Genomic DNA, 24,920 nt, shown 5'->3' on the forward strand with positions numbered 1-24,920 from the left:
CGGCGGGCATTGGTCGCGCTCATGCTCACCGTGACCTCGGTCCTGACCATCGGTGCGCTCGGCCCCGGCGGCGCCTCGGCCGCCACCGTGGGCTCCACCGAGCTGACCTCGGGCTGGGCCCTGCGCTCCGCCACCGGCCTGGCCGACACCGGCGCCACGATCTCCCAGGTCGGCTACCCGGCCGCCGGCTGGAGCCCGGTCACCCTGCCCTCGACCGTGCTGGCCGGGCTGGTGGCGAACAACGTCTACACCGACATCTACGCCGGCACGAACCTGCAGTCCGTGCCGGACCTGACCGGCCAGGACTGGTGGTACCGCGGCCAGTTCACCGCCGCGGCCGCGAGCCCCGGGCAGGTCTACTGGCTGCGGCTGCAGGGCCTGAGCTACCGCGCCCAGGTCTGGCTCAACGGCACGCAGCTCGACGCGAACGCCGTCGGCACGTTCGTCTCGCACGAGTACAACGTCACCGGCGCCATCGTGCCCGGCGCGTTGAACGCCGTCGCGATCCGGGTGACCCCGCCGCGGCACGCCTGCGCCGACCTGTCGGTGTGCACCGTCGACTGGAACCCTGAGGCGCCCGACATGAACGCCGGTATCTGGGGCCGCACGTCCGTCGACACGACGGGTCCGGTCGCCGTCCGTGACCCGTACGTCAAGACCGTCCTGCCACTGCCCGCCACCAATGCGGCCGACCTCACCGTCTACGCCGACGCGATCAACGCGACGGCGGCGCCGGTCACCACGACCGTCACCGCCACCATCAGCAAGCCGGGCCAGCCGACGATCACGGCCGGCCAGACCGTGACACTGGCGGCGGGCGAGCGCCGCGAGCTCGTCTTCGATCCCGCCGGCTACCCGCAGCTGCACGTCGTCAACCCCGTGCTGTGGTGGCCGTACCAATTCGGCAGCCCCGAGCTTTACCAGGTCACGACGGCGGCAAGCGTTTCCGGTGCGGCGTCCGACAGCAAGACGGTCAACTTCGGCGTCCGGCAGTTCACCGACTACCGCACGACGGTACAGGGCACCTCCTTCGTCGGGTACAAGGTCAACGGCCAGCCGATCCTGTTCCGCGGCGGCGGGTACGTCTGGGACCTGCTGCAACGGTGGGACACCAAGACGAACAAGGCGCACGTCGACTACGTGAAGGGCATGGGCCTCAACACGATCCGCCTCGAAGGGACGCTCGGCAACCAGGAGCTCTACGACCTCGCCGACGCGGCCGGCATCATGGTCATGCCGGGATTCGTCTGCTGCAGCGCCTGGGAGAACGACAGCGGCTGGACGGCGGAGCAGACCACCGTCGCCCAGGCATCGCTCAACACCCAGATGCGGGCCCTGCGCGCGCACGCCAGCACGTTCATGTGGAACTACGGCAGCGACCAGCCGCCGACGGCGGCGCATCTGACCGCGTACAAGAACATCGCCGCCGGCCTGCACTGGCAGAACCCGACCGTGGACAACGTCGCGACCTGGTCCAACGCGAACGCGGGCATGAAGATGGACGGCCCCTACAAATGGGAGCCGCCGGTGCTGTGGTGGGACCTCACCCGCCAGGGCTCGGCGTTCGGGACCACCGGTGAGGAGGGCACCGAGGCGCCGCCGCCGCTGGAGAGCCTCTCGCGGTTCCTCACCCCGGCACAGACCTGGCCGGTCGGCAACCCGGCCTGGAACTACCACGTCGGCCGGGGCGGCAGCGTCTTCGACAACACCGACGTCTACACCACTGCCCTCAACCGGCGCTACGGCACCACGACCAGCGCCGCGGACTACTCGAAGAAGTCCGAGGTGATGAACTACGAGAACACCCGCTCGTTCTTCGAGGCGTGGAGCGCCCGGCAGCACACTCAGTCGTTCGGCAGCATCTGGTGGATGCAGAACAACGCCTGGCCGGCGCTGCACTGGAACCTCTACGACTACTACTTCAAGCCGGGCGGATCGTTCTACGGCACCAGGAAGGCCACCGAGCCGGTCCACATCGCCTACGACTACTTCACCCGCAACGCATACGTCGTGAACTCCACCCTCACCGGCCGGACCGGGCTGACCGCCACCGCCACGGTGTACAACGTCCCGGACCTGACCCAGAAGTACACCACCAGCGTCGCGGTCGGCGCGCCCGCGAACGCCTCCGCGCCGATCCTGACGCTGCCGGCGATCACCGGACTGACGTCGACCTACTTCGTCCGCCTCCAGCTGAAGGACTCCAGCGGCACGACCGTCAGCAACAACCTCTACTGGTACTCCACCACGGCCGACGCGCTGGGCAACAAGAAGAACTGGTACTCCACCAGCGTCAAGACCTACGCCAACCTCACCGGGCTGAACAGCCTCGCCGCCAACACCGGCGTCACCACGGGCGTGTCCCGATCGGTCGCCGGCGGGCAGGAGACGGTCACGATCACGTTGACCAACACGAGCCCGACCAACGTCGCGTTCTTCGTACGACCGGAGGTGACCGCCGGCAGCGGCGGCAACGAGGTCGTGCCGGTCACCTACACCGACAACTACGTCTCGCTCTTCCCCGGCGAGTCGACCCGGATCACGGCGGTCTACGCCACCGCTGATCTGGGCGGGTTGCCCGCCCATCTGCGGGTGCGCGGCTACAACGTCCCGACCGTCTCGGTGCCGGTGCCTTGATCCGGAGCGCGGGGGCGGTGGGTCGCGGGCCCGCCGCCCCGGCGTCGCCGGTGTCAGCGGGCGGGTGCCGTCCGGTCGAGGACCAGGTCGCGTGCCTCGGCCAGGCCGACGGCGAGCGCGCCGAGCAGGACGGCGTCCGTGCCGAGCGTGGAGACCTCGATGCGGGGCGGATGCAGCGCGACGAGGTTGCGGAGCCGCTCGGCGACCGGGCCGGTGAGCAGGTCGCCGGGCTGGCTGCCGACGCCGCCGCCGAGGACGACGAGCTCCGGATCGAGCACCGCCGTGATCCCGGCGAGCGCGTGGCTGACATGGTCCACCACTCTGGACACGACCAGCCGCGCGGTCTCGTCGCCGGCACGGGCGGCGTCGAAGACGTCCTTCGCGTTCGCCGCGTCGTGCAGGCCCATCCGCTGCGCCAACGCGACCACACCGTCGGCCGAGGCCACCGACTCGAACATGCCGCGGCGCCGCGCGGCGGGCGCGTCCAGCAGGGGGTCGCCCTCACCGACCGGCAGGTAGCCGATCTCGCCGGCCGCGCCGCGGAACCCGCGGTACAGCTTGCCGTCGATCATGATGCCCATGCCGGTGCCGGTGCCGATGGAGACGTAGACGAAATGCTGGACACCGCGGCCGAGCCCGTAGCTCGCCTCACCGACGGCCGCCAGGTCGACGTCGTTCTCCACCACATACGTCGAGCCGGCGATGCCCGCCAGCCGCTCGACGCTCCCGCGCCGGTCCCAGCCGGGCAGGTTCGGTGCCAGATGCAGGGCGCCGGTCGCCTTGTCGTGGATGCCGGGGGTGCCGAAGACGGCGAGCGTGATGTCGTCGCGCGTGATGCCGGCCGTGGCGACCATCTCCTCGGCGAGGCGGGTGAGCTGCGCGACGAGGTCGCGGGCGCGGGTCCCCCGCGACGACTCGTCCTTGCGCGCGACGACCGTGCCGACCAGGTTGGCCAGGCCGACGCGGACGTACGAGCGGCCGACGTCGACCGCGAACACCCAGCCCGCTTCGGGGCGCACCTCGTACAGCACCGCGGAGCGTCCGGCCGCGCCCGCGCGCATCCCGACCTGGCGCAGCAGCCCGGCGCGTTCGAGGTTGGTGAGCGCCACGGCCACGGTGGGTTTGGACAGCCCGGTGTGCTGGGCCAGCTCGGGGCGCGACACCCTGCCCAGCCGGAAGATCTCGGCGAAGACGGCGCGCTCGTTCATCACCCGCAGCACGCTGGTCGTGCTCGCGGTGCCGGTGGTCTGCACCTGACCAGCGTGCCATACCAGTTAAGAAAGGTCATTTATCAAATTCGTAAAGGACCTTGCCAAGGTCCGCCAGGTGGCTCAGCATGCTTGCAGAACCCTTCTCAGGAAAGGTGTCCCTCCGTGAGAGCCAGATGGTTCGTCGCAGTCGTCGTCGCGGCCGCCGTTGTCAGCGGGTGTGGCGGCAACGCCAAAGACAAGCCGACCGGCGACGACGCGCCGACGATCGCGTTGTTCCTGCCGGAGTCCAAGACGACCCGGTACGAGGCGTTCGACCGGCCCCTGTTCGAGGCCAAGGTGAAGGCGCTGTGCGCCGACTGCAAGCTGCTCTACGCCAACGCCGACCAGGACGCCGCCAAGCAACAGCAGCAGGTGGAGGCCGCCCTGGCCCAGGGCGCCGACGTGCTGGTGCTCGACGCCGTCGACGCCAGCGCGGTCGCGTCGCTGGTGAACCAGGCCAAGCAGAAGAAGGTGCCGGTCATCGCGTACGACCGGTTGATCTCCGAGATCAGCTACGAGTACTACGTCTCCTTCAACAACGTCCGGGTCGGCGAGATGCAGGGACAGGCCCTGCTCGACGCGCTGACCAAGGCCGGGACGGCCGACAAGGGCAAGATCGTCATGCTCAACGGCGCCCCGACCGACCCCAGCTCGGCCGACTACAAGACCGGTGCGCACAAGGTCCTCGACGGCAAGGTCCAGATCGGCCGCGAGTTCGACACGCCCGACTGGAGCCCGGACAAGGCCCAGCAGGAGATGGAACAGGCCATCACCGCGCTCGGCCGGGACACCATCGTCGGCGTGCTGTCCGCCAACGACGGCATGGCCGGCGGTGCGATCGCGGCGATGAAGCGTGCCGGCTACCCGACCCTGCCGCCGATCACCGGCCAGGACGCGGAACTCGCGGCGGTGCAACGGATCCTGACCGGAGAGCAGTACATGACCATCTACCTCGACATCCGTCAGGAGGCGGAGAAGTCCGCGGAACTGGCCGTCGCGCTCGCCAAGGGCGAGAAGCCGGCCGCGCCGACGAAGGTCGCCAACGGCACCGCGGACATCCCCGCGTTCCTGCTCGACCCGATCGCGGTCACCGCGGACCGGATCAAGGACACCATCGTCAAGGACGGCTTCTACAAGGCGTCCGACATCTGCACCGGACCGGTCGTCCCGGCGTGCACCAAGGCGGGAATCCAGTAGTGCTCGCCGCCTCGAACATCAGCAAACGCTACGGTGCGGTCCAGGCTCTCGACGGGGTGAGCCTGGACCTGCCGGACGGCGAGGTGGTCGCCCTGGTGGGCGACAACGGCGCCGGCAAGTCGACCCTCGTCAAGGTCCTCTCCGGCGTCGTCACCGCGGACGACGGGGCGATCGAGCAGGACGGCCGCCCGGTCCGGATCGCGAGCCCGCACGAGGCGCAGCAGCTCGGCGTGTCGACCGTCCACCAGGACCTCGCGCTCTGCGAGAACCTCGACGTCGTCGGCAACCTGTTCCTCGGCGCCGAACGCCGTCGCTGGACGGTGCTCGACCACATCCGGATGGAGCGCTCGGCACGGGACCTGCTGTCCTCGCTGGACGTCCGGATCCGTGACATCCGGGTGCCCGTCGCGATGCTCTCCGGCGGCCAGCGGCAGTCCGTCGCCATCGCCCGGGCGCTCATCGGCGAGCCGCGGGTCGTGATCCTCGACGAGCCGACCGCCGCGCTCGGCGTCGAACAGACCGCGCAGGTGCTCGACCTGATCCGCCGCCTGCGCGACCGGGGGCTGGCGGTGCTCGTCATCTCCCACAACCTGGCCGACGTCCGGGCGGTGAGCGACCGGATCGTGGTGCTCCGGCTGGGCCGCAACGCGGGCGAGTTCAGCACCGCGGAGTCCACCCCGGAGGCCGTCGTCGCCGCCATCACCGGAGGCACCGTATGACCACGACGCTTGTCAAGCCGCTGCAACCGTTGCGCGCGGCGACGCGTACCGACCTCGGCGCATGGCCGGTCGTCGGCGGCCTGATCCTGATCGCGGTGGTGTTCGGGTCCCTCAACGAGCACTTCCTGTCGGCGGAGAACCTCACCAACCTGGCCCTGCAGATGGCGGCCACCGGCACCATCTCACTCGGCATCATCATGGTGATCCTGCTCGGCGAGATCGACCTGTCGGCCGGCTCGGTCAGCGGCCTGTGCGCGGTCGTCATGACGATCCTGTCCGTGCGCCACGGCTGGCACCCGCTGGTCGCGGTCGCCGCGGCGCTCGGCTGCGCCGTGCTGGTCGGCCTGCTGCACGGCTGGATGTTCACCAAGCTGCGGATGCCCTCGTTCGTCGTCACGCTCGCCGGGCTGATCGGCTGGCAGGGCCTGATGCTGTACCTGCTGGGCCGCGGCGGGACGATCAACCTGCCGTTCGACGGGCTTCTCGCGCGGCTGAGCGACACCTGGCTGCCCCCGTGGGCCGGCTGGCTGGTGGCCGCGCTCATCGTCGCCGGCTGGAGCGCCGGCGCACTGGTCAACCGGCGGCTGCGCCGCGAGGCCGACCTGCCGGTCACCTCCGGCCTGTGGCTGACCCTGCGGCTGGCCGGCCTGGCCGGCGTCCTCGCGGTGGTGGTGCTGGTGCTGACCGCTGACCGCGGGGTGCCGCTGCTGCTCGTCATCTTCGGCACCCTGGTCGTGTGCCTCGACCTGATGCTGCGGCACACCGTCTTCGGCCGTCACATGTACGCGGTCGGCGGCAACGCCGAGGCGGCGCGCCGGGCCGGTATCAACATCACCCGGATCCGTGTCCTCGCGTTCGTCGCCGGGTCCGCCCTGGCCGCGTTCGGCGGGATTCTCGCGGCCAGCCGGCTCGCCGCGGTCAACCAGAGCTCCGGCGGCAGCGACACCCTGCTCATGGCGATCGCCGCGGCGGTCATCGGCGGCACGTCGCTGTTCGGCGGCCGGGGCCGGGCCTACGCCGCGCTGCTGGGGATCCTGGTGATCCAGTCGATCACCAACGGCATGCTGCTGCTCAGCGTCGACTCCTCGGTGCGGTACATGGTCACCGCCGCGGTGCTCGCCGTAGCCGTGGCGATCGACTCGCTTGCCCGGCGGGGGCAGCCCAGGTGACGCGGCACGTACTGGCGATCGACTTCGGCGGCACCAAGGTCGCGCTGGGAACGGCGGCCGTCGACGCGCCCGACGGCCGCCCGCACACCATGATGCGCCTGCCCACCCAGGGCTCCAGGGGGGCGCTGCAGGTCGTCGAGCGCACCCTGACGGCCGCGCGGGACCTGCTCAGCACCCCGGCAGCGGTGGGGGTCTCGACCTTCGGCGTGGTCCGCGACGACGTGATCCGCCTGGCCCCGAACGTGCCCGGATGGGACGGCATGGCACTGCCCCGGCTCCTGCGGACCGAGTTCGGTGACACCCCCGTCGCGATCGACAACGACGTCAACGCCGGTGCCGCCGCCGAGCTGCGCTGGGGAGCCCTCCGCGGCGTCGACATCGGCCTCTACGTCAACCTGGGCACCGGTCTGGCCGCCGCGCTGGTGGCCGGCGGCCGGGTCCTGCCCGGTGCCCACGGCGCCGCGGGCGAGATCGGCTACCTGCGCGACTCCGCCGCCGCCCCGGCCTTCGCCGACGGCCACGCCCCGCTGGAGGAGGCGGTCTCCGGCAGCGCCCTGGCCCGCCGTGGCTCAGCCCTGCTCGGCCGGGAGGTGACCGCCGCCGAACTGTTCGAACTGCACGCCGAACCCGGCGTCGGCGAACTGCTGGACGAGGCACTGGACACCCTGTCCCGGACGATCGCCAACCTCTGCATCACCCTCGACCCGCAACGCGTCGTCATCGGCGGCGGCTTGATGGGTGCCGCCCAGCACATCCTCCCGCGGGTGGCGACAGCCCTCCAGCGCTCGGTGCCCTTCCCGCCACAGCTGACGACCGCCACCTTCGTCGACGACGCCCCGCTCGTCGGTGCCCTTGCCCTGGCCCTGGCGCTGGCGTGATCCGATCGGCGCCCGGGCTGCCGGAGGCACGATGAGTTGGCGCCCGGCGAATAGTGTGCGTCGCATGACGGACGCACAGGAGAAGGCGAAACCGGTGCGCCGGTGGCGCCGGCGGGTGGTGCTCGGCGCGGCCGCCGCGCTGCTGCTCACCAGCGCGCCATGGCTGTGGACACAGATCGCCGCGCGCGGCCACGTGCACGACGAGGCGGATGCGCCGGCCGCCGACGTCGTCATCGTGCTCGGCGGCGAAGTGGCGGCGGACAAACGCACGCCCGCGCCACGCCTGGCCGGCCGGCTGGACACCGCCGCCGCACTCGTGGACAGCGGCCGCGCCCGGGTGATCCTGGTATCCGGCGACGGCGGCGGCGAGTCCGGCGACGAACCGGCCGTGATGACCGCATACCTGACCGGCCTCGGCATCGTTCCGCGCCGCATCGTGGCCGACCCGCACGGCCTGGACACCTACGACACGTGCGTACGGGCGCGGGACGTCTACGGCATCACCCGGGCCCTGGTCGTCACCCAGGCCTACCACCTGTCCCGCGCGGTGACACTGTGCCGGCAGGTCGGCATCGACACCGACGGCGTGAACGCCCGCTGCGGCGGCTGCGCCGCCGGCCTGCTGGCCAGCAAGGCCGTGCGCGACTACTTCGCCAGCGGCAAGGCCGCCTGGGACGCGGTACGCGGACGACCACCGGCGATCACCTCACCGCCGAACCCACAGGTCCGAGACGCCCTGCAAACCGGTTGAACGCCGGCCCCGCGGCACGTCGACGATGAGCGCGGGGTCGAGCTCGGTGTGCTCCTTCCCCGCCAGGAGGCATCGAGGCTAAGCTGCCACCCGTCGGCTACCACGGGGGAGTTCACGCATGCTACGGGTCGCAACGCCGGTCGCTGCTCTGCTGGTGGCGGCGGGTGCACTGAGCGGCTGCAGCACACCGTCGGAAAACTCGCCTCCGGCTGCGAAGGTGACCCACACGGTGACCTACGAGCTGTTCCACTCCGGCGGTCCCGGATTGAAGATCGTCGGCGCCTACACCGACGAGCGTGGCGCGTCGGCGTCGTTCGACACCCCGCAGTCGACCTGGACGACGCAGGTCGCCATCGTGTATCCGGACGTCACGACCGTGGTCCTCGGCGGCAACGCCGCCCCGGACGTCGACGCCGTGATCGGCACGCAGATCCCGCAGCTGCAGTGCATCCTGTGGGTCGACGGCTCGATCGTCGCCCAGCAGCACTCGCTGAGCCCGCGGTGCGAGGCGAAGCTCACCGGCACCGTCACGACACCGAAGCCCGGCTCGCCCGCGCCATCAGCATCCCGCTGACCCGTCAGCCTCGCAGCGGCTGCGCCAGGGCCGGTGCCCAGATCCAGTGGGCCGGGCGGGTGGCGCGCGGTTGGTAGCGTCCGCGCGCATGGGTGGCATCGGGTTCTCGATCAGCATTGACGGCGACGGTGACGTCGACACGGCGCGCGTGGCGGTGTGGGAGGAGATGCGGACGTTCGCGCAGTGGTTCCATGTGCTCGGCGGCAAGGCCTACGACGAGCTGGACCACTACCTCGACGGGCTCGAACCGGCCGCGGAGCCGCACCGGGCCGGGGACCGGCGGATGTACTGGTGGTTTCCCAGCCCCGCCGGCAGCTGCCTGCGCTCGATGCTCGCCTGGGCGCACTGGTGTGCCGTCGCCGTCGCCGTCGACTGGGAGCGGGTCGGGTACGTCGCCAGGCGGCACGGGGTCACCATCACCGGGCCGCGGCCCGAAGCGACGGCGGGCGACGAGCGGTTCGTGGTCCTGCGCGACCGGCTGTGGCTCGTGGAGGACGACGGGCTGCGGGGCGACAACCTCCTGCTGCCGCTCGACGAGCTGACCGAGGAGGAGACCGGCCGCGTCGGCGCCGCGCGGAAGCGGTGCGGGTGCGTGGTCTGCGCCGGGCTGCGGCCCGATCCCGAGATCCTCGCGGCGGTGCTCGCCGACCTGCACGGGGCCGACGACGGCCGGGCCGTGCAGGCCGCGTGGCACCTCGAGCGGATGGACAGCGTCACGCCCGAAGCCCTGGAGGCGCTCGTGCGGGTCGGCGCGCAGCCCGGACGGTTCCACTACGACGACTTCAGCCACCCGATCACGCGCTGCGCCGGCCGCGTGCCCGGCGCGTGGACGCAGCTGATGGCCCTCGCGCCCGAGGTGGGCCACGACGGGAGGGACATGGCCCTGCAGGCGTTGTTCCCGTTGTACCGAGCGCCGCAGCGCACCGAGGACGAGCGGGACGCCTACCGGGCGGCGCTGCGGGCCGCCCTCGCCGAGTACCGCAGCGACACCGCGTTCTACCTGCTCAAGGACCTGGGCTAGAACGTGACCCAGCCGTCGAAGCCGCCCGGGGACGGGCAGTCGGCCCCATGGATACTCATGACCATGCGCGCCCTGCCCCGTCATCGGCTCGCCGGGCTGGCCGTCCTCGTGACGGCCGGCCTGGCCTGGCTGACGGCCTGCGACGATGCCGTCCACCACGCGCCGTCGACGAAGATGCTCATCGGTGTCTCCAACGCCGGCGGCACGCCGTCGCTGGAGGTCCGCTTCTGCTCCGGGCAGCGGACGCAGTTCATCGTGCTCCATGACGACACCACGCCGACAGCTCTACCGACAGCGGCACGGACCCAGGGTGACTTCAGCGACGACCTGTGGCACATCACGAACCAGTCCGACAACCGCTCGTCGTACACGGTCCAGTTCGGCACCGTGCCGGCGGGCTGGCGCGACGACCGGAGCGGCCCGATCGCCCTGAGCCCGGACACGGAGTATTCCCTGCGGGCGCACGGCGGACCGATGCCGTCGGTGAGAGTCACCTTCACCGGCTCGGAGGTGACGGCGCTCACCGACGGCCAGATCCTCACGGTCGGCGAGGACAACGTGTCCGAGACGGTCATGTCCTCGGCGGACTTCGAGGCGGAGGCGAAACGCCGCTGCTGACCTGCGCTTGGCGCTGGGGCCGCCCGGTTGACGTCCGGGCGGCCCTCAGGGATTACACGACGACGACGCAGGCGCCGATCTCCGACGTCGAGGCGTAGGTGGCCGCGGCCGGCATCTCGGTCGCGGTGGCCATGACCACGGTGCCGGCCGGGGTGGCGACGGGCGGTACGGTCGCCGCGACGACGTTGCCGTTGGCGTTGGTGACGACCGTGACGGCGCCGAGGAAGGTCTCCGCCGGGCTCACGCCGCCCCCGCCGCAGGCCGCGGCGGCGAAGAACTCGACCCGGAACATGGTCAACGGGGTGCTGTTCAGGCGCCAGTTGATGGTGGTGACGGCCGCGGCGAAGGTGGCGGCCGTGATGATCGGGTAGTTCTGCAGGTTGTTGGCGCCTGCGTCCGGGTCCTGGAAGTCGTTGGGCACGACCGCGGGCGGCGCCAGCGCCAGGTCGAGGTTGATGCCGAGGCCGACGTTGCCGTAGTCGAGGTTGCCGAGGATGTCGTTGCCGACCGCGCCGGCGCTCAGCGCGATCCCGGCGAGGCCGTTGAAGGCAATCCGGTTCGGCGGGACGAGCGGGTCGACCGAGCCGATGTGGTTGGTGTCGGCGTCCGTGATCAGGATGCCGTTGAGGGTGTTGGACAGGGTGATCGCGCCGGTGGGGTCGGTGCCGATCGCGTTGCCCCGGATCACGGTCTCGTCGGTGGCGGCGTCGAGCTCGATGCCGTTGGCGCGGTTGGTGCCGATCACGTTCGCCGATCCCGTGTTGTCACCGCCGATGATCGTCCGGTCGGCGCTGACCGTGATGCCGTTGCCGGTGTTGGGCAGCGGCACCAGCGTTCCGGCGGCACCGATCGCCGTGCCGATGCGGTTGCCCTTGATGTCCTGGTCGTTGCCGTCGACCCGGACGCCGTCGCCGTCGTTGCCGGAGATGGTGTTGCCGCCGCCCGCGTCGTCGGTGCCCAGGGAGTTGACGGTGCTGCTGCGCAGCCAGACGCCGTCGCCGCCGTTGCCGATGTCCACCGGGCCCATCGGTCCGGGCGCGACGCCGATGAGGTTGCCGACGATCTGGTTGGACCCGGCGATCCCGTCCACCTCGAGACCCACGCCGGTGTTGCCGGACACGACGTTGGCGGTGCCGGTGAGGAAGCCACCGATCTCATTGGAGTTGCTGCTCACCTCGATGCCGCTGTCGTTGGCGAGGGCCCCGGTGGCGGTCGCGTTGACGCCGATCAGGTTGCCGTGGACGATCGTGAAGTCGGCGCTGTTGTCGATGTCGAGGCCGATGCCGGGGTTGCCGGAGATGACGTTGCCGCCGCCGGCCTGGTCGCTGCCGATCTGGTTGCCGGCACCGTTCACCAGGATGCCGCCACTGCCGTTGCCGAGCGCGTTCGTGCCGGTCGCGTCGCTGCCGATGCGGTTGCCGAGCACCTTGGTGCCGGTGCCCTGCAGTTCGACGCCGTACAGCCGGTTGCCGGAGATGAGGTTGCGGTCGGCCGGGTGCTCGCCGCCGATCTGGTTGTCGGCGCCGAGGACGATCACGCCGGAGTCGTTGTTCTGCAGGGCGACCGCGCCGGCGTTGCCCGTGCCGATGTAGTTGCCGCGGATGAGGTTGTGATCGCCGCGCACGCAGATGCCGGCGCCGCCGCAGTCGCCGCCGGCCCCGGCGACGCTGTTGATGACGAGCCCGGACACGGCGCTGTTGTCGGCGTCGATGGTCAGGCCGGTGGTCATGAACGTTCCGTTGATGACCACGGTGAGCGTGGGCGGGGTGGTCGCGGTCGCCGGGGACGCGCCCGGTTCGGTGTAGCCGGCGATGATCAGCGGATCGGTGATCGCCGGCAGGTCGCTCTGCGGGACGATCACCCGCGGCCCGGCGCCGGGCAGGGCGAACGTGATCGAGTCGAGCCCGGGGCTGCCGTTGGCCATGTCGATGGCGTCCCGCAGCGACCCGGCCCCGGTGTCGTTGACGTTCGTGACGACGTAGATCGCGAAGGCGTTCGCCGGAGGCGCGGGCATCCCAAGGCCGGCGCAGGTGAGCACCAGGGCGGTGATCGCCGCCCGGCGGATGGTCGATCGGTTCAAAGCCGTTTCCTTTCGCCACGCCGGCCGAACGGTTCGGCCGGTCGAGTCGTGGCTCAGGGTGTCGACCAGGCCTGCCATGCACCTTGCACAAACCTTCGCCGCGCAGGCCGGCGCCGCATCCGCGGCCGCACGCGCACGCCCATAGCCCATGCCCGCCTCGCGTGCCATGCCCGCGGATGGCGCCGGCCGGCCCACGTGAGCCTGTAAGACGAACGGCCCCTGACGCGACGACGGTGGGCGAGGTCCGCTGTGCATTTGTGCATGTGAATTGCACGCGGACGTTGAGTGTCCCCACCTACGCTCCGCCGGCACGACCAATCCGAGTGCATTGTCCGGTGGCCGCGCGCCGTGGTCATGATCCACGGCCGCGCCACGGAAAGTACAACGAAGGAGAACAAGTGGTCAAAATAGGATATCGAAGGGCCCGTCCAGGTCCCTTCGCCGGCCGATGGGGTCGGCTGCTGGCGGGTGTGCTGGTGGCGCTGGCCGTCAGCACGGGCAACGTGGTGGTGCTGCCGACGACGGCGCACGCGGCGCCCGTCTCGACCGACCCGGAACAGCGCCGCCGGGGCCTGTTCTCGGCGTACATGCGCAGCCGGACGAGCGGTCATGAGGGCCTGCGCAACATGTACGTCAGCGCGGAGATGGTCGGCTACAAGCAGCTGAACCCGAACGCCACGGCGAGGCAGGTGCTCGAACACGGCGTCAAGATGAACGAGTACTACAAGAGCCACCTGGTCGCCAACGACCTGGAACGCCCGATGTACCTGTTGGCGACCAAGCTTCTCGAGCTGACCGCGAAGAATCCGGCCGGCTCGATCGCCGCCCCCATCCTGCAGCAGATGATGCAGGAGACGCTCGGCAAGCAGCTGACCAAGTACGGGACGATGGTCGACGAGATCTATGCGTCGCAGTTCGAGAGCGCATACCTCACCCAGGTCTTCCAGGTCATGGACAACCAGTGGACCGCGGTGGCCACCTACGGCGCCAACGACCCGGAGTTCCGCGCCGCGTGGAACGGCTACATCGGCGCCCTGTACGGCGTCTCGGCCGACGCCACCGTGGAGGCGCTCGAGGCCGACCCACTGATCGGTACGTTCGTCGACGTACAGGCGCTGAAGGATCTCCAGGTCAACTCCGATCTCTACATCGCGGAGGGTAACCGGCAGCTGACCAAGCTGCTCAAGGAGATCAACGCGCAGGTCGGCGCGACCAACACGGAGCTCGATCGGTTGAACACCAAGTTCCCCGTGCAGGGCGCCAACCCGAGCCCGTCCGACTATGAGGTGGCGAAGGCCAACGCGGCGGCCCGGCAGGTGTGGATCGACCAGGCGGCGGGCGCGGTGAAGCTGCTGTCGATCCTGGTCGGCTTCGCCAACAAGGATGCGGGCAAGTTCGTGTCGGTCGCCGGCAACGCGGCCGTCCAGATCGCCACGGCGGTCAACAACTTCCTGCCCACGATCGCGGCCAAGGGTCTGAGCGGCGCGCTGTTCTCGATGACCGGCATCGGGCTGGCCGCCAACGTGCTCGGCGCTGTCCAGTCGCTGTTGCCGCTGTTCGCGGCCGGGCCGTCACCGGAGCAGCAGATCCTCGAGCAGATGACGGCACTGAAGGAGCAGGTCAAGGACCTCAAAGACGAGATGAACGAGCGGTTCGACCGCATCGAGACGGCTCTGGGGAATCTCTACGACGCGCTGTACGACCAGTTCGACGTGGTGGTGAAGCTGCACCAGGCGACCCAGGCCCAGCTCGAGACGATCACGGCCCGCCTCGCCAAGCTGACGGGGCAGGTGGACTACTGGGGTCATGCACTCCTCACGGCCTACCAGCAGAACGAGAAGAGCGCAGTCGTCAAAACGATGAACAACTCGCTGGACTACCGGTTCAGGGCCGGCCGGGAGATGTCGTCCACCTACTACTACGACGCGGCGACGTCCCTGCAGGATGCCGCGTCGAACGTGAGCAAAGTTCACCCGCAGGCCGCGCCAGTCGACGTGCAAGCTCCGGAGAACGTGCTGCGCGACTACGGGCAATACGGTTCCATCGCATGGCTGAACAAGTACGCCCGCGACAACCTCGGCATGCCGCAAGCGAGCGAAGCCACCGGCACGCCATCGGTGGAGTTCTGGCTGCTGGCCGCCGAGGGTTACAAGACGCTGCTCGCGCAGAACCCGGCGCAGGCGTCGACGGTCAACGGCGTGACGGCTGACGTCACCAACGCGGGCGAGGCCATCCAGTACGCGGTGCGGCAGTTCAGCCTGCCACAGCCGGCAGGAGGCCCGCGGCTGAACCCGGTCTACACGAAGTTGCTGGAGACCTACCGCACCACCGCGTCCGCGATGGCCACCGAGTTTCAGAAGAAGGAGCTCGCCGCGCTGAACCAGGCCACGGACGTCAACCTCGCCGGACTGCCCAGCCAGCAGGTGCCGAAGCCGGCCGAAGAGCCGGGCGGCATCTCCGTCTGCGCCGGGTCCGGCATGACCGCCTCCCGCCCGAGCAACGTGGTCAGCCTGGACCTGAACGAGTTGTGGGTCGCCAACCGCGGACGGGCTGAGACCCCGGTGCAGACCTGCTACCAGGCCGCGTGGGTCAACATGACCGAGCCGCCGGAGCAAACCGACAAGCCCTACGCGCTCTACGCCGACCTGGAGGTGCAGTTCCGGGTGCAGCAGGTGTGGAACGGCCAGCCGGTCGTCGCGCGCACCTGGACGAAGGTGATCCCGTACGGGAAAATGGCGCAGGTCTACCCGCCGCGGGACACCCGCAAGTCGTGGCTGACCAAACCCGACGACGCGATGCGGGCGAACTGGGTGTCGACGTACAAGGCGACGTTCCAGCAGTCCGCCACCCGCTCCGACAATGCCGAAGCGGTGCGGAAGGTGCGTGACTGGCTGTACGGCGCAGCCGGGCAGTACTACGCAGACGTGACGCGAGAGCTGGTCACACCCGGTACGACGCTCAACGACCTCAACACGACGCTCACCCGGACCGTCATGCTGCTCGAGGCATACACGAAGCTCGGCTTCGCGAAGTCGATGCGGCAGGACGAGAGGGTCGGGCTCTACCTGCTGGGGACGGAGCGGGTGCCGTCGGACCACGGCGAGCAGCGGGTGCTGACGCCGTTCCAGACCGCTCGCGACAACTACTGCTCGTCCGTGACGGGCGACGGCAAGTGCGTGGTGAAGGCCCCGGAGGAAGGCAAGCCGGAGCCGACCGCGACCGCCGGCCAGAAGCCGACGTTCGTTCCCTGCACGAACTACACCACGAAGGATCCGATCGGAGGGTGCTTCAACGAGCTGCAGGGCACCCGGTCCGAACTGCTGCGGCAGCGCCTCGAGGAAGCCACTGTCCGGATCGCCACCGTGCCGGGATTCACCGAGGGTATCGCCGCGGTGGACTACATGCTCGGCGCCATCCAGACGGCCGAGCAGGTCGCCAAACACCCGCTCGACCTGGCCTACGGGAAGCCCGCGACCGCGTCCAGCGTGGAGATCCCGGCCCTGGCGGCGATGTACGCCGTGGACGGCGACCCCGGCACCCGGTGGTCGAGCCTGTACAGCGACCCGCAGTGGCTGCAGGTCGACCTCGGCTCGACGAAGTCGATCTCCCGGGTGCGGCTGACCTGGGAGTTGGCGTACGCGCGGGGCTACGAGGTCAAGTTGTCCAACGACGGGACCAACTGGGACCCGGTCTACTCGACGGGTGAAGGGGACGGCGGCGTGGACGACCTCACGGTGGAGGGATCGGGCCGCTACCTGCGGATCTACGGCACCGCCCGGGGCACGTCGTATGGCTACTCACTGTGGTCGGTCGAGGCCTTCGCATGACGTCCCTCTGACGGCATGGCGTCGCGGCGCGCGGGCAACGCGCGCCGCGACATCCTGCACGGGACGGTGTGCTCCCGGCGCTTCCGGCTTCCATGGACGATCCACCACCGATCCCGCCGTGCGCCGCGGAGTCGCGGGCGGTGGGCTCCGGCCCTGAGCGGTGCTTCAATGATGACCATGCCGCTCGACGAGTTGCGCCACTTGCTAGCCCGTCACGCTCGGCGCGATCTGAGCTCGCCCATCGATGACGTCCGTATCTTCCGGGCAGACCGGCCCAACCCGCCGACGCCGACCACCTACGGCAAGGTGCTGGCTCTCGTCGCCCAGGGCACCAAACGCTTCGCGCTGAACGACCGGCTGTACGAATATCACGCTGGGCAGTACGTCATCGCCTCGGTCGACCTGCCCGTGACCGCGTACTTCGCTCGGGCCAGTCCGGAGGAACCCGCGCTCGGCTTCGGCCTGACCCTGCGACCGGCCGTCGTCGCCGAGGTGCTCCTGCGGGCTGACCCGGCGGGACTGCCGGACGCCGCTCCCGGCACGCCGCCCGGCCTGGCCGTCAGCACCGCCCCCGCCGAGTTGATCGACGCCGTCGTCCGTCTTGTGCGCCTGCTCGACCAGCCCCGGGACATCCCCATGATCGCACCCCTGATCAAGCAGGAGATCATCTGGCGGCTGCTCACCGGTGAACAGAGCAGCATGCTGCGCCAGTTCGGCCTGCCCGACAGCAGCCTCAGTCACATCGCGCGCGCTGTGCAGTGGATCCGCGACAACTACGCGCAAAGCTTCCGGGTCGAGGAGGTGGCACAGCAGGCAGGCATGAGCGTCTCCGCGTTCCACCGCAACTTCCAGGCCGTCACCTCGATGAGCCCCATCCAGTACCAGAAACAGATCCGACTGCAACGCGCCAGGCTGCTGCTCGCCGCGAACCCCGGGGACATCGCCGGGATCAGCCGCCGCGTCGGCTACGAGAGCCCGGCACAGTTCAGCCGCGAGTACCGCCGGCTCTTCGGTGGTCCGCCGCGCCGGGACGCCGCCCGCCTCAACCCTCATGCTCGAACCAACGCACCGGCGAACCCCAGCAGCGGTTGATCAGAACTCGCCTTCTCTTGCTTGATTCTGCCCGCCTGCCCGGCCGGCCGCTTCTGCGATGGTTTCCGATGTAGCCTGCCCGAACAGAGACCCCTTGGTCGTCCTGTAGTCGGTACGAGGTCGGCTGATGGCCGACAAGCAGACAACGGGTGTGTAGGTGCGGGGAGGCCGGTATCGAGCTGTTCGGGCGTCACGCTGAGCTGGCACAGATCTCCGACTTCCTCGACGGTGTACGACGTGGCGGTGACGTCCGGCTGATCTGCGGCGAACCGGGTGTCGGCAAGTCTTCTCTCATGACTGCCGCGGAGGAACTCGCCATCTCCGCCGGGATGCGGGTGCTGCGGGCGTCCGGGTCGGAGTTCGAAGCCGACGTCAGCTACTCCTGTCTCAACCAGTTGTTCCTGCCCGTGCACGCCGACCTGGACCGTCTCCCGTCCGGTCCGCGCGAGGCGCTGTCAGTGGCGCTCGGCTTCGGCGCCGGCGCGCTTCCGGACGTCCTTCTGGTCTGCAACGCCGCGCTGCTGCTTGTCGCGGAGGTCGCGGCCGACGTGCCGGTCGTCCTGGTGGTCGACGACGTGCACTGGATCGATCGCGCGACCGCGGTCGTCCTCGGATTCATCGCCCGGCGGCTGGCGGGCCGCCGGGCCGGGCTGCTGGTCTCGGCCAGAACGGAAACGGTGAGCTTCCTCGACCTGCGCGGGCTGTCGGAGCAGGTCGTCGAGCCGCTCGGCAACGAGGCGGCCGGGCGGCTGGTCGACGCCCATCACCCGCAGATGCCGGCGACGGTACGGCGCCGCCTGCTCGACCTCGCACAGGGCAATCCCCTCGCGTTGCTGGAGCTGCCGTCCACGCTGCTGGGTTCCGTTCAACGCGCCGGGACGCAACCCGAGGTGGTCCCTCTCAGCGACCGGCTACAGGCGGTCTTCGCGGCACGCCTCGCCGGACTGCCCGAAGCGACCCGACAGGTACTGCTGCTCGCCGCCTTCGAGGGCGCCGGCGACGTCCGGGTGCTCCGCGCGGCCCTGTCCGACCGGTCCAGCCTGGCCGACCTGGCCCCCGCGGAGCGCGCGCATCTCGTGCGCGTGGACGACGCCACCGCCCGGATGGCGTTCCGGCATCCGCTGATCCGGTCGGCGATCGTGGCGATGTCCACTCATGAGGAACGCCGCAGCGCGCACATCGCCCTCGCAGGCGCCCTCGTCGAAGACCGGGAACGCCGCGCATGGCACCTGGCGGCGGCCGCCACCGGCTTGGACGAGGCGGTGGCGGAACTCCTCGAGGACGCGGCGCATCGCGTGATGCTCCGCGGGGATGCGCTCGCCGCGATCGCGGCCCTGGTTCGCGCCGCTGAACTGAGCAGCACCAGCGCCGGCCGGGGACGGCGGCTCGCGGAGGCGGCGTACATCGGCGCGGAGGCCAGCGGCGCCATCGACGATGCCAAGATCCTGCTGACCGACGCACGCCGAGCTTCGCCGGACTCCGCCGGCTCGCTGCACGCGGCCAACGCGGCCGTCTTCCTCATGATCAACACGGATGGCGACGTGAATACCGCGCACCGGCTGCTGACCGGCGCCATCGAGACCGGCGACCACGGCTACCGCGCCGACGATCCCGCCCTCGTCGAGTCCATGCACACGCTGCTGCTGTTGTGCTGGTACGGGAGCACGCCGGACTACTGGAAACCGTTCTTCTCCGTCTTGCGAAGGCTCCAGCCCCAGCCGCCGGACGTACTCGCGCTGGCGAGCGAGAGTTTCGCCGATCCGGTACGCACCGGGACGGCTGCGCTGCCGAGGGTCGACGCGATCCTGCAGACGCTGACCGACGATGCGGATCCCACCCGCATCATGCGGATCGGCACGGCCTCGGTCTATCTCGATCGCCTCGGCGACTGCCGGGAGTCGTCCTGGCGCCTGGTCCAGCAGGGTCGGGAGGGCGGAGCACCCCGCCGGCACCTCGGGGCCCTGATGCACCTGTGCCTCGACGACTATCTGGTCGGACGGTGGGACGAGGCTGAGGAACTCGCGGCCGAGGGGCAGCGGATCTGCGACACGAGCGGCTTTCCGTTCTTCGCATGGTATTTCCGGTACAACCGGGCGATCCTCGCCGCCGGCCGGGGGCGTTTCGAGGAGGCGTACGCGCTTGCCGACGAGATCACCCACTGGGCGCTGCCCCGTGGCGTGGCGGCCGCCGCACTGTTCGCCCATCATCCACGGGCGCTCGCCGCCCTGGGGCAAGGTGACTACGACGCCGCGTTCGGGTACGCCGCCGCCATGAGCCCGCCCGGTGTCCTCGCCTCTCATGTGCCGCACTGCACGTGGGTCATGTTCGACCTGGTCGAGGCGGCCGTACGCACCGGGCGTACGGTCGAGGCCAGGGCCCACGTCGAGGCGATGCGCACCGCGAACGTGGCGGCGCTGTCGCCGCGCATGGCCCTGCTCCAGGCCGGCGCCGAGGCTCTTGTCCTCGACGGCGATGAACCGGCGACCCGTCTGGAAGCGGTGCTGGCCGGTGCCGCGGCGAAACGGTGGCTGTTCGACGGGTCCCGGGCGCAGTTGGTCCTGGGCGAGAAACTCCGTCGGAGCCGGTCATCAGCGCATGCCCGCCGGCACCTTCTCGCCGCGCGCGACGGATTCGCCGCCATGGCGGCCGAACCGTGGCTCGCCAGGGTCGACGGGGAGCTGCGCGCCTCCGGGCACCGGCCGGCCCCGCAGCAGCGGGGCGGTCTGAGCGCGTTGACGGCGCAGGAACTGCAGATCGCGCAGCTGGCGGCGAGCGGCATGACGAACAAGCAGATCGCCGAGCGCCTGTATCTGTCGCACCGGACAGTCGGCGCTCACCTGTACCGGATCTTCCCCAAGCTGGGCGTCACGTCCCGGGCCGGACTCCGGGACGCGATGTCGCCGCCTGCTGCTGAGAAGACTGCGCGCTGAGCTCGTCGGCCTGCGTCTCCTTCTCCTCGAGCAGCCGCTCCAGCAGCCGCCTGCTGGTGGGATCGTCGTTGCCGATCCAGCGCACCGCCTCCTGCAACGTCTGAACGAGAATCCGCACCCCGACGAGGTTCTGCGTCACGATGCCGGCGAGGTCGCCGTCGCCGAACGTCCGGAAGGCGACCCGGGACCGGGCGCTCAGGTGCTGCGGGTCGTACTCGCCGGCGAACCCGAGCTGCCGGATCCGCGCTGCGAGCAGCCGTGCGCCACCGCGGTCCGCGTCGGCGCAGGCGAACAGGAACTCCGCGAGCGGCCGGCCCGACGGCGCGCGGACGACGATCGCGTGCTGCTCGTACTGCAACGACGACACGACCAAACTGGCCAGCAGCACGTTGAGCAGACGCGTGGTCGCCACCAGATCGACGCGGTTCGACGGCGTGACGGGCCCGTCGTCCAGGTCGAACAGGGCACGGTCGCGGACCTCGCGCGTACGCAGCACGGCGGGCGGCGATGCGGGTTCTTCCCGTCCTGATGGCGTCACGTCATCGATGGTGGAACGCGGCCCGCACCACATGCATCCGTCAAACGACCTAACCGACGGCCGGAGTACCGCCGCTGGGCGGCACCACCGGCCCAGAACCGGGTCGCTGTGATCGGTCACACCCGCCCCGCGCGCCGGCCGTTCCGGCATGACCGGTTAGGTCATCCGCCGCCGGCGGGCCGGATCCTCGAAGTCGGATGACTGATGAAGCCCGATCGGGCCGCATCGACAGTGGAGCTCGTACACATCACGTCGATCGCCACCGGATCACGGCGGCACCGAACGAGGAGATTGGCCGATGACCATCAGCTACGGCTTCCACGCCACCATGACCGCCCAGCCCGGAAAGGGCGACGAGCTGGTCGGCTTCCTGCTCACCTCGCCGTCGCTGGCGAACGAGGACTGCGTCGTCTTCCTGATCGGCCGCTCGGCCGGCAACCCCGACGTCGTCCACGTCACCGAAGGTTGGACGACCGAGGAGGCGCACCACGGGTTCTTCGCCACCGACGCCGCGCGGACGCTGATGGCGCAGCTCCAGCCGCTGATCGCGGGCGAGCCGGAATACGTCGACGAAGTGCCGATCGGCGGCAAGGCAGCCATCTGAGACCGCCGAAGGACAACCGGCCGTTCCCGACCACCCACAGCGAAGGAATCCGTCATGACACTGGCAAGTCCCCCTTTCGACCCTGAGCTGCGCACGCTCCTTGCCGACGTGCCGCTCGTGCCCGAGCTCAACCATGAGGTCCTCGCCCAGATCCGGCCGTTCTCGTCGGCGCCGGTGGAGCCGCTGCTCGAGGGCCGCACGATCGACCGGCGCGACGTCGGCATCGCCGGCCCGGACGGCACGCGCATTCCGCTGTCGGTGTTCAGCCCCGCGGGCCCGAACCGCTCCACCGCAGCGCCGTGCGTCTACTGGATGCACGGCGGCGGCATGGTCATGGGCGATCGCTTCTCCCAGATCGACATCCCGCTGGAGTGGCTCGACCTGTTCGGCGCCGTCGTCGTTTCCGTGGACTACCGGCTGGCGCCGGAGGCCACCGGCACGAGCCTGGTCGAGGACTGCTACCGCGGCCTGCTGTGGGTGGCGGAGCACACCGACGAGTTGGGCGTCGATCCGGACCGCATCGTGGTCGCCGGTGCCAGCGCCGGCGGTGGCCTCACCGCGGGGGTCGCGCTGCTGGCCCGCGACCGCGGCGGCCCGTCGATCGCCGCCCAGGTGCTGATCTGCCCCATGCTCGACCACCGCAACGACACCACGTCCAGCCGTCAGTACTCCGGTGCGCCCGGAGTGTGGACGCGGGAGATGAACGAGTTCGGATGGCGGTCGGTGCTCGGCGACACGGCCGGCGACACCGTGCCCGCGTACGTCTCACCCGCCACGGCCGGTGACCTCTCCGGCCTGCCGGACGTCTACATCGACGCCGGCACCGCGGAGGTCTTCCGCGACGAGGCCGTCGCCTACGCCAGCCGCATCTGGGCCGCCGGCGGCCAGGCCGAGCTGCACATCTGGGCCGGCGGCTTCCACGGGTTCGACGCGTTGTACCCGCACGCGCGGCTCTCGGCCGTGGCGCGGCGTACCCGCAGCGACTGGCTCACCCGTCTCCTGACCCGGGCCGCCGGGTCGGCCCGGCCGCAGGTCTCCGGGCAAGGAGCCGGGCGATGAGGTCTGAGCACCGGGCAGCGTTCCTGCGAGAGTTCCTCCGCGACCCGTTCACCGTCGCCGCGGTCGCCCCCAGCGGCGCGTCGCTGGCCGACCTGATCACCGCGCCCGTGCCCCGCAACGGGAATCCGCTGGTCGTCGAACTCGGCCCCGGCACCGGAGCGTTCACGGCCGCCGTCCAGCGCCGGCTCGCCGGCCGCGGGCACCACCTCGCGGTCGAGGTCAACGAACGGTTCGCGGGCCTCCTGGCCGGCCGGTACCCGCAGACCGACGTCGTTGTGGCCGACGCACGCGACCTCCGCGAAGTGCTGGCCGAACGGGGCCACCACCACGCGGACGTGATCGTGAGCGGCCTGCCGTGGGCGGCGTTCGCCGGGGACCAGCAGGACGACCTCCTGGGTGCCGTCACCGACTGCCTCGCCCCGGACGGCGCGTTCGCCACGTTCGCCTACACCCTCGCCCGCTGGGCTCCGCCCGCCCGGCGACTACGACGGTCGCTGGACACCCGGTTCGAGGAGGTCGTGGCCGGCCGCACGGTGTGGGCCAACGTGCCGCCGGCATTCGTCTACTTCTGCCGGCGGCCCAGGGTACCGGCGCGGTCGCACGCCCTGGTGCCAGCCTGACAACCGTTACCGGAAAGGAGAGTTGGCCATGGGAAAGCAGCGTTCCCTCCCCGCCGTACGCCCGGTCGGCCAGGATCATCGCGCGACGCCGTTCGAGCTGTTCTTCGACCTCGTCTACGTCTTCGCGACGACCCAGATCACCGGATTTCTGGCGCACGAGCACAGCGCGTACGGTGTCCTGCAGGGATTGTTGATCCTCGCCCTGCTGTGGGGGACGTGGTCCGGCTACACCTGGCTGGGCAACCATTCCCGGGCCGACAAAGGCCTGCTGCGGGCGGGAATGGTCGGTGCGATGGCGGCGATGTTCGTGGTCGCCCTGACCATTCCCGAAGCCTGGCACGACACGCCCGGCGGCCTGTACGGCCCTGTGGTGCTGGTGTGCGCCTACGTCCTCGTCCGATGGGTGCACCTCACGGTGTACGCCGTGGCCGCGACCGGCGACGCCGGTCTGCGGCACCAGATTGCGGTCACCTGGCTGCCGCTGCTGGCGGGTGCGGCCCTGCTGCTCTGCGGGGTGCTGCTCGGCGGCTGGGCCCAGGTGCTGCTGTTCGCTGTCGCCCTGCTGGTGGACTGGGCCGGCATCTACCTCACCGCCAGGCACGGCAACTGGCGGCTGCACAGCCCGGTGCACCTCGCCGAACGACATGGCTTGTTCATCATCCTGGTCCTCGGCGAGTCGGTCGTCGCGATCGGTGTGGGCGCCGCCGACCAGCCCATCGGTGTGCCCCTGGTGGTTGCCGCCGTCCTCGGCGTCGGCGCCGCCGTCTGCCTCTGGTGGTTGTACTTCGACGTGGTGGCGCCCGCGGCTCAACGCCGCCTCGGCGACGTGCGCGGCCGGGCGCGGGTCAGCCTGGCCGTCGATGCGTACACCTATGGTCACTTCCCCCTGATCGCCGGCATCGTGCTCGTCGCGCTCGGCGTGGAGGGTGTGGTCGCCCACGCCGGTGAGAGCCGGCCGTTGGGGGCCTTCTCCGCGCTGTCCCTCTTCGGCGGTGCGGCGCTCTACCTCATCGGGCATCTGCTGTTCGAGCGCCTCATGCACCATGCGTGGAACCCGCCCCGCCTGGTGACGGCCGGCGCGCTCGTCGCCGCCTGCCCGGCGGCTGCCGTCCTCGCGCCGATTGCCGCGCTCGCCGGCCTGGTCACGATCCTGACCGTTCTGATCATCGTCGAGACCGTCCGGCACGAACGGAGTCCGCGGGCCGTCGCGCAGCCGATCGAGGCGCCGGCGGGAACGACCGAAATCGAAGAGGATCGAGCAAGCATTTGCGAGCATTGAAATAGCCGTTTCACCTGCACAGCTGATTACATCAGTGCATTGTCCGGCTTTTCCGAATGTCATTCCTGCTTCCGATT

19 protein-coding genes are annotated in these 24,920 nt (G+C 70.4%); 16 read left to right on the top strand and 3 right to left on the bottom strand.

Features of this window, described 5'->3' with window-relative positions; translation table 11 throughout:
• Positions 1–21: 21 nt before the first annotated feature.
• On the top strand, positions 22–2,637 hold the full coding sequence (locus tag ABD332_RS40340; RefSeq protein ID WP_344508815.1) for a glycoside hydrolase family 2 protein: 2,616 nt from the start codon (positions 22–24) through the stop codon (positions 2,635–2,637).
• Positions 2,638–2,690: 53 nt separating this feature from the next.
• Here the strand turns inward: ABD332_RS40340 and ABD332_RS40345 are convergent, their stop codons facing one another.
• Positions 2,691–3,890 carry an ROK family transcriptional regulator gene (locus tag ABD332_RS40345; RefSeq protein ID WP_344508817.1) on the bottom strand — a complete coding sequence of 400 codons (1,200 nt, stop codon included), beginning with the start codon at positions 3,888–3,890 and terminating at the stop codon, positions 2,691–2,693.
• Positions 3,891–4,010: 120 nt separating this feature from the next.
• Between ABD332_RS40345 and ABD332_RS40350 the strand changes: the two genes are divergently transcribed.
• The 8 genes from ABD332_RS40350 to ABD332_RS40385 all read left to right on the top strand — a co-directional run bounded on the left by ABD332_RS40350 (position 4,011) and on the right by ABD332_RS40385 (position 10,814).
• Positions 4,011–5,084 (top strand): sugar ABC transporter substrate-binding protein, encoded by a 1,074-nt coding sequence (locus ABD332_RS40350; RefSeq protein WP_344508819.1) that lies wholly within the window; start codon positions 4,011–4,013, stop codon positions 5,082–5,084.
• Positions 5,084–5,803, top strand: coding sequence for an ATP-binding cassette domain-containing protein (locus tag ABD332_RS40355; RefSeq protein ID WP_344508821.1), 720 nt, complete (start codon positions 5,084–5,086; stop codon positions 5,801–5,803). Before ABD332_RS40350 ends, ABD332_RS40355 begins: the two co-directional genes overlap by 1 nt.
• Positions 5,800–6,972: a sugar ABC transporter permease gene (locus ABD332_RS40360; RefSeq protein ID WP_344508823.1), complete on the top strand. Its 1,173-nt coding sequence runs from the start codon at positions 5,800–5,802 to the stop codon at positions 6,970–6,972. The genes ABD332_RS40355 and ABD332_RS40360 overlap by 4 nt, the downstream gene beginning before the upstream one ends.
• Positions 6,969–7,850, top strand: a complete 882-nt coding sequence (locus ABD332_RS40365) for an ROK family protein (protein WP_344508825.1) — start codon at positions 6,969–6,971, stop codon at positions 7,848–7,850. The genes ABD332_RS40360 and ABD332_RS40365 overlap by 4 nt, the downstream gene beginning before the upstream one ends.
• 64 nt (positions 7,851–7,914) lie before the next feature.
• A complete protein-coding gene (locus ABD332_RS40370; RefSeq protein WP_344508826.1) occupies positions 7,915–8,601 on the top strand; it encodes a SanA/YdcF family protein in 687 nt (228 codons plus the stop codon).
• Between the two features lie 229 nt (positions 8,602–8,830).
• On the top strand, positions 8,831–9,175 hold the full coding sequence (locus ABD332_RS40375; RefSeq protein WP_344508828.1) for a hypothetical protein: 345 nt from the start codon (positions 8,831–8,833) through the stop codon (positions 9,173–9,175).
• A gap of 88 nt (positions 9,176–9,263) precedes the next feature.
• The gene (locus ABD332_RS40380) at positions 9,264–10,196 is read left to right on the top strand and encodes a hypothetical protein (RefSeq protein ID WP_344508830.1); all 933 of its coding nucleotides are present in this window, start codon (positions 9,264–9,266) and stop codon (positions 10,194–10,196) included.
• A 63-nt stretch (positions 10,197–10,259) separates the two neighbouring features.
• Positions 10,260–10,814, top strand: a complete 555-nt coding sequence (locus tag ABD332_RS40385; RefSeq protein ID WP_344508832.1) for a hypothetical protein — start codon at positions 10,260–10,262, stop codon at positions 10,812–10,814.
• 52 nt (positions 10,815–10,866) lie between these two features.
• Here ABD332_RS40385 and ABD332_RS40390 read toward each other — a convergent pair whose 3' ends face one another.
• On the bottom strand, positions 10,867–12,894 hold the full coding sequence (locus ABD332_RS40390) for a beta strand repeat-containing protein (RefSeq protein ID WP_344508834.1): 2,028 nt from the start codon (positions 12,892–12,894) through the stop codon (positions 10,867–10,869).
• A 335-nt stretch (positions 12,895–13,229) separates the two neighbouring features.
• Here ABD332_RS40390 and ABD332_RS40395 point away from each other — a divergent pair, with 335 nt between their 5' ends.
• The 3 genes from ABD332_RS40395 to ABD332_RS40405 all read left to right on the top strand — a co-directional run bounded on the left by ABD332_RS40395 (position 13,230) and on the right by ABD332_RS40405 (position 20,743).
• Positions 13,230–16,721, top strand: coding sequence for a discoidin domain-containing protein (locus tag ABD332_RS40395; RefSeq protein ID WP_344508836.1), 3,492 nt, complete (start codon positions 13,230–13,232; stop codon positions 16,719–16,721).
• A 177-nt stretch (positions 16,722–16,898) separates the two neighbouring features.
• A complete protein-coding gene (locus ABD332_RS40400) occupies positions 16,899–17,813 on the top strand; it encodes an AraC family transcriptional regulator (RefSeq protein ID WP_344508838.1) in 915 nt (304 codons plus the stop codon).
• A gap of 149 nt (positions 17,814–17,962) precedes the next feature.
• Entirely contained in the window at positions 17,963–20,743 is a 2,781-nt protein-coding gene (locus ABD332_RS40405) for an AAA family ATPase (RefSeq protein ID WP_344508840.1), read from the top strand.
• Here the strand turns inward: ABD332_RS40405 and ABD332_RS40410 are convergent.
• The gene (locus tag ABD332_RS40410; protein ID WP_344508842.1) at positions 20,679–21,281 is read right to left on the bottom strand and encodes a ferritin-like domain-containing protein; all 603 of its coding nucleotides are present in this window, start codon (positions 21,279–21,281) and stop codon (positions 20,679–20,681) included. The two genes, ABD332_RS40405 and ABD332_RS40410, sit on opposite strands and share 65 nt — an antisense overlap.
• A gap of 298 nt (positions 21,282–21,579) precedes the next feature.
• On the opposite strand from ABD332_RS40410, the gene ABD332_RS40415 reads away from it, so the two are divergent.
• Genes ABD332_RS40415 through ABD332_RS40430 form a run of 4 tightly spaced genes read left to right on the top strand, consistent with a single transcriptional unit; the run spans position 21,580 to position 24,843 of the window.
• Positions 21,580–21,885 (top strand): putative quinol monooxygenase, encoded by a 306-nt coding sequence (locus ABD332_RS40415; RefSeq protein ID WP_344508844.1) that lies wholly within the window; start codon positions 21,580–21,582, stop codon positions 21,883–21,885.
• Between the two features lie 54 nt (positions 21,886–21,939).
• Positions 21,940–22,944, top strand: a complete 1,005-nt coding sequence (locus tag ABD332_RS40420) for an alpha/beta hydrolase (RefSeq protein ID WP_344508845.1) — start codon at positions 21,940–21,942, stop codon at positions 22,942–22,944.
• A complete protein-coding gene (locus tag ABD332_RS40425) occupies positions 22,941–23,564 on the top strand; it encodes a class I SAM-dependent methyltransferase (RefSeq protein WP_344508847.1) in 624 nt (207 codons plus the stop codon). Before ABD332_RS40420 ends, ABD332_RS40425 begins: the two co-directional genes overlap by 4 nt.
• 28 nt (positions 23,565–23,592) lie before the next feature.
• Positions 23,593–24,843 carry a low temperature requirement protein A gene (locus ABD332_RS40430; protein WP_344508848.1) on the top strand — a complete coding sequence of 417 codons (1,251 nt, stop codon included), beginning with the start codon at positions 23,593–23,595 and terminating at the stop codon, positions 24,841–24,843.
• Positions 24,844–24,920: the final 77 nt, after the last annotated feature.

This window comes from Dactylosporangium maewongense, from assembly GCF_039531485.1.
In the GTDB taxonomy this organism is placed as follows: domain Bacteria; phylum Actinomycetota; class Actinomycetes; order Mycobacteriales; family Micromonosporaceae; genus Dactylosporangium; species Dactylosporangium maewongense.

Bases quoted from the DNA above. Each gene is read 5' to 3' on its own strand.
- ABD332_RS40415 (WP_344508844.1), top strand. From the start codon at position 21,580: ATGACCATCAGCTACGGCTTCCACGCCACCATGACCGCCCAGCCCGGA.
- ABD332_RS40370 (WP_344508826.1), top strand. From the start codon at position 7,915: ATGACGGACGCACAGGAGAAGGCGAAACCGGTGCGCCGGTGGCGCCGG.
- ABD332_RS40430 (WP_344508848.1), top strand. From the start codon at position 23,593: ATGGGAAAGCAGCGTTCCCTCCCCGCCGTACGCCCGGTCGGCCAGGAT.
- ABD332_RS40340 (WP_344508815.1), top strand. From the start codon at position 22: ATGCTCACCGTGACCTCGGTCCTGACCATCGGTGCGCTCGGCCCCGGC.
- ABD332_RS40400 (WP_344508838.1), top strand. From the start codon at position 16,899: ATGCCGCTCGACGAGTTGCGCCACTTGCTAGCCCGTCACGCTCGGCGC.
- ABD332_RS40380 (WP_344508830.1), top strand. From the start codon at position 9,264: ATGGGTGGCATCGGGTTCTCGATCAGCATTGACGGCGACGGTGACGTC.
- ABD332_RS40385 (WP_344508832.1), top strand. From the start codon at position 10,260: ATGCGCGCCCTGCCCCGTCATCGGCTCGCCGGGCTGGCCGTCCTCGTG.
- ABD332_RS40425 (WP_344508847.1), top strand. From the start codon at position 22,941: ATGAGGTCTGAGCACCGGGCAGCGTTCCTGCGAGAGTTCCTCCGCGAC.
- ABD332_RS40420 (WP_344508845.1), top strand. From the start codon at position 21,940: ATGACACTGGCAAGTCCCCCTTTCGACCCTGAGCTGCGCACGCTCCTT.
- ABD332_RS40360 (WP_344508823.1), top strand. From the start codon at position 5,800: ATGACCACGACGCTTGTCAAGCCGCTGCAACCGTTGCGCGCGGCGACG.